Here is a 12,640-nt window from a genome sequence, read left to right on the forward strand (position 1 = left end):
AGCCGTCCTCTCCATCAAATAATAGGGACCGGGCAAGCCCGGCCCCGTACCATCACGGTTGCACCTTGAGGTTACCATCATCCAGCAGTTGCTTGATGATGTCGTGGTTAGTCGTCAGGCTACCATTCTGATCCAGATCGAGACTGCCCTGGAACTGTATCGTCAACTGACCTCCCCCTGCTGTCGCACCATTCGTATCTATGGTCAAGGTGTTGGCCGAACTATCAAACTGCAGATAGTCTTCCAGCGCCGTCGCCAGGTCAGTGTTGCTATTGCTGTTGGGGACATCAACCAGCAGATCCGACAGATCCAGCACGTCGCCACCGTTGGCAGTCGTACCCAGGGTGAAGTCGGTGATGCTGTCCGTACTGCCATCGGCATCGCCATTGACCCACTTGAAGGTATCGCTGCCACTGTCTCCCGTCAGCGAATCGCTGTCCTTCTCACCGATGAGAATATCGTTACCCAGACCGCCGATCAGGGTGTCTGCCTCGCCATTGCCCACCAGTACGACACCATCATTCGCATCGGTACCATCAGCAGCGGCAGAGACGGTTTCGGTGGGGTCCAGCATCGTGACGGTCAACGGATCGGCCAGCGCTGATTGGTCACCATCCATATCCGTGACCGCCAGATTGAAGTTCAAGGACAAGTCCTCGACCGAAATGGTTTGGTCATAGGTGATGTGGTTGATGTTGAAGTTCAGCGAACCTGCTGTATGAACGACCTGCAGGTCGTCAAATTGCTGACCAACATAAAGGGTGTAGACCGGAGTTGCCGCCGTTCCCGTCTGTACCCAGGTGCCAATCAGCGACACATCATCCGTCACTATGATTTCAACCCAGCTCTGACCCGAATTGGGTTTGGTAAACGTCAGATTCTGGGTACCGCCAGTGTTGAGGTCAAAATCGAACGCGACACCATCGAGCTTGATCATCATCTGTGCCGAACCACCGCCCGTAAACTGCTGGAGGCTGAATTTGACGTAAGATTGATCCTTCTCGAAATCCAGCAGCAGTGACTCGCCCGTATCGATAGTCGTCGTTTTAACCCCGATACCATGCTCAGAGGCATTCACCTTATCATCGGCATTGGTTACTCCATCACCATTGCTTCCGTAGATAATGAGGGATGGCAAATCCGATGTTCCTGGCACACCATCCGCCGTATACACGCTATTGGTCGGCCCGAAGGCACTGAAATCCTCCCCATCTGCCGTGGTGGAGGAGATCACGGTGTTCGAGATCATATCGAATGTATAGGTACCATCTGGATTCACTGTCAGCGTGAAGAACTCGCTATGAGTGGGATCTTGCGCATTGGTGAAAGCATTGAACGTCGTAGTACCGTCTCCGCCGTCAGTGACGGCAGATGTCGTTGTCTGGTAGTAGAAGCTGAACAACACCACATTGAGGCTATTGGTGACATCCACCTTGACCACGCCATCCTGATTGGGAGCTGTCTGTACAAAGTTCACAGCATTCCCGCTATATACCCCACTACCAGCCAACCCCACTGACAGATAATTCACGCCATCGGCCCCAAAGCTGGCGTCATACAATCCATTGAAGGCCACTTTGGTGTGGCTCGACAGCACGGCATCCATCACCGAGTTAAATCGTGGTACGTCATCCACAATCTGCACGCTCAGGGTGTTCGTCGCAGAGTCGCCATCGCTGTCCACCAGGCTCACCGCGAAGTCTTCGTACACGCTGTTGTTGCCACCCGCCGTCGGGTGCGCCTCGTTGTCCAGCAAGGTGTAGCTGTAGCTCACCAGCCCGCTGCCTGCGTTGTACCCCGTGATGGTCAGGGTATTCCCCTCCGGTGTCGTCACGCTCTGCGGGAAGCTCCCCACCACCCCGTTCACCACCAGGTTGATGCCACCCACGCTCAGGCTCTTCACCCCGTCCGGCGCACTGACGTTGAAGCTGCCGGTCACCGTGGTCGACTCCTTGCTGCTGTCCGACCCCGCCGATTCGTTCGGCCCGCGATTGCCCAGCAGGTCGTCCTCGTACACGATGGCATCCCCGCCCTCGCCCTTGGGCGTCAGGTTGGTGATGGTCACCCCGTCGTCGTCGTTCCTGATGGTCAGGGTCAGGGTCGCCGTGCTCACGTCCCCGTCCGCATCCGTCAGGGTGTAGGTGAACACTTCACTGCCCACCCCGCCCCCGGTCAGTGCCTTGAAGTCCGCATCGTTCGGGTTGAGGGTGTAGCTGTAGGTGCCGTCGGCATTGAGCACCAGGCTGCCGTAGGTGCCGCTCAGGTTGGCCGCGGTCACCGCCGCACCGTCCGCCCCCTGCACGTCGTTGGTCATGACGTTGCCATTGAGGACCAGGTTGTTCTCCGTCGCCGCCGTCGGGTTCACGTCGCTCACCGCCGTCGGCACGTCATCCACAATCTGCACGCTCAGGGTGTTCGTCGCCGAGTCGCCGTCGCTGTCCACCAGGCTCACCGCGAAGTCTTCGTACACGCTGTTGTTGCCACCCGCCGTCGGGTGCGCCTCGTTGTCCAGCAAGGTGTAGCTGTAGCTCACCAGCCCGCTGCCTGCGTTGTACCCCGTGATGGTCAGGGTATTCCCCTCCGGCGTCGTCACGCTCTGCGGGAAGCTCCCCACCACCCCGTTCACCACCAGGTTGATGCCACCCACGCTCAGGCTCTTCACCCCGTCCGGCGCACTGACGTTGAAGCTGCCGGTCACCGTGGTCGACTCCTTGCTGCTGTCCGACCCCGCCGATTCATTCGGCCCGCGATTGCCCAGCAGGTCGTCCTCGTACACGATGGCATCCCCGCCCTCGCCCTTGGGCGTCAGGTTAGTGATGGTCACCCCGTCGTCGTCGTTCCTGATGGTCAGGGTCAGGGTCGCCGTGCTCACGTCCCCGTCCGCATCCGTCAGGGTGTAGGTGAACACTTCACTGCCCACCCCGCCCCCGGTCAGTGCCTTGAAGTCCGCATCGTTCGGGTTGAGGGTGTAGCTGTAGGTGCCGTCGGCATTGAGCACCAGGCTGCCGTAGGTGCCGCTCAGGTTGGCCGCGGTCACCGCCGCACCGTCCGCCCCCTGCACGTCGTTGGTCATGACGTTGCCATTGAGGGCAAGGTTGTTCTCCGTCGCCGCCGTCGGGTTCACGTCGCTCACCGCCGTCGGCACGTCATCCACAATCTGCACGCTCAGGGTGTTCGTCGCCGAGTCGCCGTCGCTGTCCACCAGGCTCACCGCGAAGTCTTCGTACACGCTGTTGTTGCCACCCGCCGTCGGGTGCGCCTCGTTGTCCAGCAAGGTGTAGCTGTAGCTCACCAGCCCGCTGCCTGCGTTGTACCCCGTGATGGTCAGGGTATTCCCCTCCGGCGTCGTCACGCTCTGCGGGAAGCTCCCCACCACCCCGTTCACCACCAGGTTGATGCCACCCACGCTCAGGCTCTTCACCCCGTCCGGCGCACTGACGTTGAAGCTGCCGGTCACCGTGGTCGACTCCTTGCTGCTGTCCGACCCCGCCGATTCATTCGGCCCGCGATTGCCCAGCAGGTCGTCCTCGTACACGATGGCATCCCCGCCCTCGCCCTTGGGCGTCAGGTTAGTGATGGTCACCCCGTCGTCGTCGTTCCTGATGGTCAGGGTCAGGGTCGCCGTGCTCACGTCCCCGTCCGCATCCGTCAGGGTGTAGGTGAACACTTCACTGCCCACCCCGCCCCCGGTCAGTGCCTTGAAGTCCGCATCGTTCGGGTTGAGGGTGTAGCTGTAGGTGCCGTCGGCATTGAGCACCAGGCTGCCGTAGGTGCCGCTCAGGTTGGCCGCGGTCACCGCCGCACCGTCCGCCCCCTGCACGTCGTTGGTCATGACGTTGCCATTGAGGGCAAGGTTGTTCTCCGTCGCCGCCGTCGGGTTCACGTCGCTCACCGCCGTCGGCACGTCATCCACAATCTGCACGCTCAGGGTGTTCGTCGCCGAGTCGCCGTCGCTGTCCACCAGGCTCACCGCGAAGTCTTCGTACACGCTGTTGTTGCCACCCGCCGTCGGGTGCGCCTCGTTGTCCAGCAAGGTGTAGCTGTAGCTCACCAGCCCGCTGCCTGCGTTGTACCCCGTGATGGTCAGGGTATTCCCCTCCGGCGTCGTCACGCTCTGCGGGAAGCTCCCCACCACCCCGTTCACCACCAGGTTGATGCCACCCACGCTCAGGCTCTTCACCCCGTCCGGCGCACTGACGTTGAAGCTGCCGGTCACCGTGGTCGACTCCTTGCTGCTGTCCGACCCCGCCGATTCATTCGGCCCGCGATTGCCCAGCAGGTCGTCCTCGTACACGATGGCATCCCCGCCCTCGCCCTTGGGCGTCAGGTTAGTGATGGTCACCCCGTCGTCGTCGTTCCTGATGGTCAGGGTCAGGGTCGCCGTGCTCACGTCCCCGTCCGCATCCGTCAGGGTGTAGGTGAACACTTCACTGCCCACCCCGCCCCCGGTCAGTGCCTTGAAGTCCGCATCGTTCGGGTTGAGGGTGTAGCTGTAGGTGCCGTCGGCATTGAGCACCAGGCTGCCGTAGGTGCCGCTCAGGTTGGCCGCGGTCACCGCCGCACCGTCCGCCCCCTGCACGTCGTTGGTCATGACGTTGCCATTGAGGGCAAGGTTGTTCTCCGTCGCCGCCGTCGGGTTCACGTCGCTCACCGCCGTCGGCACGTCATCCACAATCTGCACGCTCAGGGTGTTCGTCGCCGAGTCGCCGTCGCTGTCCACCAGGCTCACCGCGAAGTCTTCGTACACGCTGTTGTTGCCACCCGCCGTCGGGTGCGCCTCGTTGTCCAGCAAGGTGTAGCTGTAGCTCACCAGCCCGCTGCCTGCGTTGTACCCCGTGATGGTCAGGGTATTCCCCTCCGGCGTCGTCACGCTCTGCGGGAAGCTCCCCACCACCCCGTTCACCACCAGGTTGATGCCACCCACGCTCAGGCTCTTCACCCCGTCCGGCGCACTGACGTTGAAGCTGCCGGTCACCGTGGTCGACTCCTTGCTGCTGTCCGACCCCGCCGATTCATTCGGCCCGCGATTGCCCAGCAGGTCGTCCTCGTACACGATGGCATCCCCGCCCTCGCCCTTGGGCGTCAGGTTAGTGATGGTCACCCCGTCGTCGTCGTTCCTGATGGTCAGGGTCAGGGTCGCCGTGCTCACGTCCCCGTCCGCATCCGTCAGGGTGTAGGTGAACACTTCACTGCCCACCCCGCCCCCGGTCAGTGCCTTGAAGTCCGCATCGTTCGGGTTGAGGGTGTAGCTGTAGGTGCCGTCGGCATTGAGCACCAGGCTGCCGTAGGTGCCGCTCAGGTTGGCCGCGGTCACCGCCGCACCGTCCGCCCCCTGCACGTCGTTGGTCATGACGTTGCCATTGAGGGCAAGGTTGTTCTCCGTCGCCGCCGTCGGGTTCACGTCGCTCACCGCCGTCGGCACGTCATCCACAATCTGCACGCTCAGGGTGTTCGTCGCCGAGTCGCCGTCACTGTCCACCAGGCTCACCGCGAAGTCTTCGTACACGCTGTTGTTGCCACCCGCCGTCGGGTGCGCCTCGTTGTCCAGCAAGGTGTAGCTGTAGCTCACCAGCCCGCTGCCTGCGTTGTACCCCGTGATGGTCAGGGTATTCCCCTCCGGCGTCGTCACGCTCTGCGGGAAGCTCCCCACCACCCCGTTCACCACCAGGTTGATGCCACCCACGCTCAGGCTCTTCACCCCGTCCGGCGCACTGACGTTGAAGCTGCCGGTCACCGTGGTCGACTCCTTGCTGCTGTCCGACCCCGCCGATTCATTCGGCCCGCGATTGCCCAGCAGGTCGTCCTCGTACACGATGGCATCCCCGCCCTCGCCCTTGGGCGTCAGGTTAGTGATGGTCACCCCGTCGTCGTCGTTCCTGATGGTCAGGGTCAGGGTCGCCGTGCTCACGTCCCCGTCCGCATCCGTCAGGGTGTAGGTGAACACTTCACTGCCCACCCCGCCCCCGGTCAGTGCCTTGAAGTCCGCATCGTTCGGGTTGAGGGTGTAGCTGTAGGTGCCGTCGGCATTGAGCACCAGGCTGCCGTAGGTGCCGCTCAGGTTGGCCGCGGTCACCGCCGCACCGTCCGCCCCCTGCACGTCGTTGGTCATGACGTTGCCATTGAGGACCAGGTTGTTCTCCGTCGCCGCCGTCGGGTTCACGTCGCTCACCGCCGTCGGCACGTCATCCACAATCTGCACGCTCAGGGTGTTCGTCGCCGAGTCGCCGTCGCTGTCCACCAGGCTCACCGCGAAGTCTTCGTACACGCTGTTGTTGCCACCCGCCGTCGGGTGCGCCTCGTTGTCCAGCAAGGTGTAGCTGTAGCTCACCAGCCCGCTGCCTGCGTTGTACCCCGTGATGGTCAGGGTATTCCCCTCCGGCGTCGTCACGCTCTGCGGGAAGCTCCCCACCACCCCGTTCACCACCAGGTTGATGCCACCCACGCTCAGGCTCTTCACCCCGTCCGGCGCACTGACGTTGAAGCTGCCGGTCACCGTGGTCGACTCCTTGCTGCTGTCCGACCCCGCCGATTCGTTCGGCCCGCGATTGCCCAGCAGGTCGTCCTCGTACACGATGGCATCCCCGCCCTCGCCCTTGGGCGTCAGGTTGGTAATGGTCACCCCGTCGTCGTCGTTCTTGATGGTCAGGGTCAGGGTCGCCGTGCTCACGTCCCCGTCCGCATCCGTCAGGGTGTAGGTGAACACTTCACTGCCCACCCCGCCCCCAGTCAGCGCCTTGAAGTCCGCATCGTTCGGGTTGAGGGTGTAGCTGTAGGTGCCGTCGGCATTGAGCACCAGGCTGCCGTAGGTGCCGCTCAGGTTGGCCGCGGTCACCGCCGCACCGTCCGCCCCCTGCACGTCGTTGGTCATGACGTTGCCATTGAGGACAAGGTTGTTCTCCGTCGCCGCCGTCGGGTTCACGTCGCTCACCGCCGTCGGCACGTCGTCGAGGAACACCACATCCAGTCCAGCACTGGTCGTGTCGCCATCGCTGTCCGTCAGCACGACATTGAAGCTTTCTGTCAGTGCCGTGTCATTGGCGGGCTGGTTGTGGACTTCGTTATCATTCAGGGTATAGCTGTAGCTCACGCTGCCGATACCGGTGACCGGGTTGTAGCTGATCCCGGTGACCAGCAGCTGGTTGCCCAGCGGGCTGGGGATCGCCTGAGGGAAGCCGGTGATGACCTGGCCGTTGTTGACGAGTACCACACCGCCCAGCGTCAGGCTTTGCACGCCATCCGCCGCATTGAAGGTGAAGGTGCCGCTCTTGGTCAGGGCCGGGCTATTGGGATTACTGCCATCTGCCAATGCCGCCTCATCCAGGACAAGCTCACCACCGTCTACTTGTAACCCTTCCAGGGAAACGGGCTCATCCACGGGAGTAATGGTAACCGTCAATATGGAGACAGCCGTATCGGCACCATCGGTCACAACGTAGTTGACCGGAGGCACGGAGCCTGAGTAATTCGGGGCCGGCGTAAAGGTATAGGAGCCGTCGGCATTGATGATGAGCGTGCCGATGCCATCCAGTGTGCTCTCGACACCCGCTTCGATGCCGAGGTTGCTGCCCCAGCTATATGAGACAATCGATGCCTCGAGGGGGCCGTCCGGGTTGGTACTGTTGTCCAGAAGGTTGCCACTGACGGCCTGATCTTCCAGGGTAACGGAGGATTCATCCAGATCATCGAGCTCATTGTCGGGCAACAGGTCATCTTCCTGCAGCACATCTTGTGGGGCCAGGGTGGCATAGCTGGTGTCAAATCCGGCCGCCGCTATGGTTGCATCACCAGTCCGATCGATGACGACAAAGCCACCGTTGCCACTGGCTCCCGCCACCCCGCCGATGCCACCGCCACCACCTGCGGCGGGCGCTCCGCCAGCTGCCGCAGCTTCAAAGTTCTGAGTCGGGTCGACCCCTTGCAAGATGGATTCTTGCAGTGCCGCAATTTCCGGCGACACCTCTGGCGAGCCCGGCTGACGAGTGGCAACCGATGAGGAGGGTTGTCCATCGGCGGAAACATCCGGACCAGCAGGGGCGACATCGGCCGGAGCCGGGCTGTCATCGTAGGGAGCCAGCATCAACTTGGCATCATCGGCAATATTGACCCTGGCGCCTGGTTGCAATATTTCGCCAGGCTGGAGGGGACGGCTGCTGCCATCGGCAAGCAGGATCTGAACATTGCCTTCCACGGAAGAGACGACGACGGTTTTGTCGATGATTTGGGTGCGCATATCCATTGCTCCAAGGTGACAGATCTTGATGCCTACACTTTAGATGCGCGCCCATCTGGCTTCCGTTGCAAAAATGTACAGGATTGAATCTCTTTGGCTTCATCCGATGCAGTAAATCGAACGAATATTTTTTACACATATAAATCAATGAAGTAACAATCACACATTCCGTTCTCTTGTCTCTTCATCGCACAAAGGCTACTGAGATATTCTAAATAGATATAAAAAAGGGCCCTTAATGGGCCCGTTTTTATCGCGTTGTGTGACTTACGGCAGTGGGAAGGCCGGATGAACGAAGCCCTGATAACCGTCTATGTGCAGGCTGGACAACACCTCAACCTGTTGCTGATCTTCAACCCGGGTTGCAATCGTCGTCACACCCGCATTATGGGCAGCCCGACACACCGCCGCCAGGAAGGAGGTATCTGCACCAGGCTCCATCACCTGGCTGGTATAGCCATGGTCCACCTTGACGTAAGCGGGGGCCAGCTCCTCCAGGTAGCCGAGGGATTGGAAGTGGCGGCCATAATGATCGACTCCCCACAGGAATCCATGTGCCCTAAGCACCTCGACCAGGCTGGTCACTTGTTCTTTGTGTTTCATGATGGCCGCCTCAGGGATCTCGAACAGCAGCCGCTCTTTCAGCTCGCCATTTTGCGCCAGATAGCCCTTCAGCCAGGTTAGGAACTCATCCGAACAGAGAGAACCAGCCGTGATATTGACTGCCAGCACCAGATCGGAGTGCTGTTGGAACAAGGGGAGGCAGGCGTCCAGTATCGCCTTGTCAAACTCGGCCCCCATCTTGAATTGCTCTATGGCCGGCAAGAACTGGCCCGCGAAGTAATCGGTCCCGTCTCGCGAGATGGCGGCAAACAACTCGGCATGCAGACGCGTGCCATCATCGAAGCGACAGGCGGGCTGCGCCTTGAAGCGCCAGAGGTTTCTGGCCATGGCGTCCTGCACCAGATCACGCCAGGCCAGACGTCCCATCAGGCCATGCTCTGTTCCCCCTTCCATCACGACGGCACCGCGCCGCTCGTTGCGCGCCTTGCCAAGGGCATTGTCCGCCTTGGTCAACAGGGCCGAGAGATCGTCACTCCCGTCACGAGCGGCGATACCGACCACGGAAAGTGCACCTCGTTCTCCCATGGGGTTGACCACCAGATCGGCGATGCGGCTGTTGATGAGTTCCGCCAGATCCTTGAGCTGCGACAGCTCGTCGGTCGGACAGAGCAAGGCGTATTCGGTGGCCGAGATGCGGGCAAGGGCCGCCCCATTCCAACCATCCAGCAGCTCCCTGAGCACCTGGGCGATGGACTTGACCATGTTGTCTCGCGCGGCAAAGCCCTCTTCGCGATAGAGATCGTCCAGCATGTCGACGGCCACCAGCATGACCCCACCCTGGCCCGCCTCGGCAATCCAGGCATTGACCTGCCCGACGAAGTAAGAGCGGTTGCCGAGGCCGGACACGGCATCGACATAGACACGGGCACGCAGATTCTCGGCTTCGTCCGCCTGCTCCTTGAATTGCACCGCCAGTTTGCTCGAGAGGGTATTGATGGCCTGCACCACCTGCTTCAATTCACGGGTCCTGGGTTCGGGAATGGCGTGCCCGAAATGGTGCAGCTCTATCTCGACCGCCTGCTCGCAGATGAGCTTGAGTGGCTTGAGCAGGTAGTTGAGCGCCCGCATCAACAGGAGCGTGGTGATCAGGAATCCGACCAGGAACCAGGTCGCCAGCTCGCTCATGCCCTGCCAAAGCTTGTAGTAGGCTTGTCCCGGGTGGCCCACCACCTTCAACTTGCCCAGTTGCAACCAACCCGAGGTCAAGATGGATTCATTGGATACCTCAGGAAAAAGGTCCAGCCCGATGAACCACTGGGGAACGCCCTCGATCTGGCTGCTGTTCTCGAGTTCGATGACATTCTTGGATGCCAGCAGATCGAGGCGCACCAGCTTGTAGTAGCCGCCGTCAAAGACCGCCTTGATGACGGATTCGGCCCCCACCTTGTCACCGTTTTCCAGATAGGGCGTCAATGCCAGACCCAGCGCGGTGGAGGTATTGATGACGGTGGTCTCCTGCTGCTGCGCCAGGTAACTGCGGGTCGAATCGAACTGTACCCAATAAGTGGCGGCAAACAGCAATCCGAACAGTAACAGCATGGTTGCCAATAGTTGTCTGTAGAGCGTCATAGGTTAATCATCCAAATTCACCGCAGGCCGAGCCAATCGCCCTGACGTCATGCGATTGCGTAAATCCGTCCATAATCCCAAGCGAGATGACTGCCCGGCCATTTCCCCTTGACCACGTGCTTTCATCAGCCACAAGTGACTACCGTTAAAACTGTAAATTGGCACCAGATCCGCACGCTGCGTGGCCGGACGAATGGCTCCGACAATATTGTCCAGAATGAGAGGAACTGACGCAGGCGTCTCATAATAGGCAACGACCATATGAAACTGGTTATAATCCAATGCCTTGACATATACCATTCGCATTTTTTCATCCGGAATGCCAAGCTCCAGCAGCGTAAAATACTTGGAAATGCTGAAGTCTTCACAGTCTCCGCCCGCAGCCCCCAAAAACTCCAGCGGCGTCGCCCAATAATCCTTCTTGTGCCACAACTTGATGTCATCGATAAAACGCATCTGGTTGAAGAACTGGTTTACCTTCTCCAGCTTCTGTCGATCCGTCAGACCTGCGGCGCTGCTCTGCATCGCCAGGGTACGCCAGCTGGTCACCCGTTTCCCTGCACGAGGGCCATAAGTCTCCTCCGCCCGCTTGACCAGCTTGAGATCTTCCGATGACAAGGGCTGACTGGCGCTGAGCAGCAGGGGAATGGCGAGCAACACCAGCCACAGCAGACGAGGCAACCAACGCTGCGCCGAGCAAATGCGCCATGCAGGCCACAACAGACGGCCCTCGTTCTTGCCCACCGATGTCACATGATTCCCCTGTGGCATGCCATCGCAATCTTCAACGCAGGGCCAAACACATAAAAGAATGACTGCAGCAAGCTGCAGCCATTCCTCCTGTCTGATATTGCATCAGCGCGATGGCCATCAGTTGTTGTTGGCCTGCCACTCGGCGGGCTGCTGTACATTCATGGCGTTGAGCAGGCCACCCGTGGCATTGAGGATGCGATAATCCGCCAGCAGGGAGTCATACTCGGCCGTGATGTAGCTGCGACGCGCCTCGAACAGCTCGTTTTCCGTGTTCAGCACATCCAGCAAGGTCCGTTGGCCCAGACCGAACTGTTTCTTGTACGCCTGTACGGTGTCATAGCTGGCGTCCACGTGCTCTTTCAGGAAGACTTTCTGCTTGGCCAGCGACTCCTTGGCATTCCAGGCCAGACGAGTCCCCTCCTCCACCTGACGGAAGGCATTCAGGTGAATGTCTTTCGCCTGGGAATAGAGTGCCGAGGTGGCCTTGCTTTCGGCCAGATCGGAGCCGCCACGGAACAGGTTGTAACGCATCCGGACCATGGCGGTGAGATCGTCGTTGCGCCCCTTGACCGCATCGATGTCCTCGTTCCAGTTCTGGTCTACCTCGAAGGCCACGTTCGGGTAGAACCCGGATTTGGACCCCTCATGCTGGTACTTGGCCTCCTCGATGTCTTGCAGGGAGGAAAGCAGGGTCGGGTGCACCTCGGTCGCCGTCTTCAGCGCATCTTCCAGCGTGGCTGGCAGAAGCTGGGTGTTCGGCACCGGCTGCACGAGATCCTTGGGCACCTCATTCACGACGCGGATGAACTCGCTCTCGGCATCCCGATAGTTGTTCTCGGCCGCCGCCTGGTTGGAGTAGGCGCGCGCCACCCGGCCGTCGATCTGAGTCTGATCCGCCGTCGACCCCAGACCGGAATCGGTCCGTTTCTGGATGTCGCTGCGGATCTGCTCGTGGGTTTCCAGGTTCTGCTTGGAAAGCTCCAGGATCTCCTGCTGACGCAGCATGTTGAGGTATACCTCTGCCACGCGCAACGCCGTGTTTTCCGCCTCCGAGATCAGGGCGAGACGCTGGGCCTGGGCAGCGGCATCGGTCCGGGCCACGTTGCTGCTGACATCGAAGCCGTCAAACAGCATCTGGCGCAGGCTGATCCCGGCCTCTTTACGGGTCATGGAGTCATCGATCGTCTGCGAGTTGGCCCCCGCCGCGCGGGTGGAGGGGCTGTCGGTCTTCTCGTAACCGACGCCACCACGCAGATCGATGGTGGGATAGTAACCGCCCTTGGCCCCATCATGCTGGTACAGTCGTGCCTGATAGAGATCAAAAGCTTCCTTGATTTTCGGATGGGTAGCCAGTGACTGTGCCACTGACTGTTCCAGCGTCTGTGCCTGGCTCAGGCCCGGGAACAGTATGGTGCCACTAACCAGCATGGCAACAATCGTCTTCTTCATGGTATCTCCAGTCAT

Annotated in this window: 4 protein-coding genes; all 4 read right to left on the reverse strand. The window is 60.5% G+C overall.

Annotation, left to right across the window (positions count from 1 at the left end; translation table 11 throughout):
- Nucleotides 1–52: 52 nt before the first annotated feature.
- On the reverse strand, nucleotides 53–8,230 hold the full coding sequence (locus tag R2B70_RS12105; protein WP_318161586.1) for a retention module-containing protein: 8,178 nt from the start codon (nucleotides 8,228–8,230) through the stop codon (nucleotides 53–55).
- A 267-nt stretch (nucleotides 8,231–8,497) separates the two neighbouring features.
- Nucleotides 8,498–10,423, reverse strand: a complete 1,926-nt coding sequence (locus R2B70_RS12110; protein ID WP_318161587.1) for an EAL domain-containing protein — start codon at nucleotides 10,421–10,423, stop codon at nucleotides 8,498–8,500.
- A gap of 3 nt (nucleotides 10,424–10,426) precedes the next feature.
- Nucleotides 10,427–11,167, reverse strand: coding sequence for a transglutaminase-like cysteine peptidase (locus R2B70_RS12115; protein ID WP_408854803.1), 741 nt, complete (start codon nucleotides 11,165–11,167; stop codon nucleotides 10,427–10,429).
- A 126-nt stretch (nucleotides 11,168–11,293) separates the two neighbouring features.
- Nucleotides 11,294–12,625: a TolC family outer membrane protein gene (locus tag R2B70_RS12120; protein WP_279975587.1), complete on the reverse strand. Its 1,332-nt coding sequence runs from the start codon at nucleotides 12,623–12,625 to the stop codon at nucleotides 11,294–11,296.
- Nucleotides 12,626–12,640: the final 15 nt, after the last annotated feature.

It is taken from the genome of Aeromonas sp. XH, from assembly GCF_033348475.1.
Classification (GTDB): domain Bacteria; phylum Pseudomonadota; class Gammaproteobacteria; order Enterobacterales; family Aeromonadaceae; genus Aeromonas; species Aeromonas sanarellii.

Excerpts from the sequence above, each read along its gene's own strand:
- R2B70_RS12120 (WP_279975587.1), bottom strand. The coding sequence starts at position 12,625 with ATGAAGAAGACGATTGTTGCCATGCTGGTTAGTGGCACCATACTGTTC.
- R2B70_RS12110 (WP_318161587.1), bottom strand. The coding sequence starts at position 10,423 with ATGACGCTCTACAGACAACTATTGGCAACCATGCTGTTACTGTTCGGA.
- R2B70_RS12105 (WP_318161586.1), bottom strand. The coding sequence starts at position 8,230 with ATGCGCACCCAAATCATCGACAAAACCGTCGTCGTCTCTTCCGTGGAA.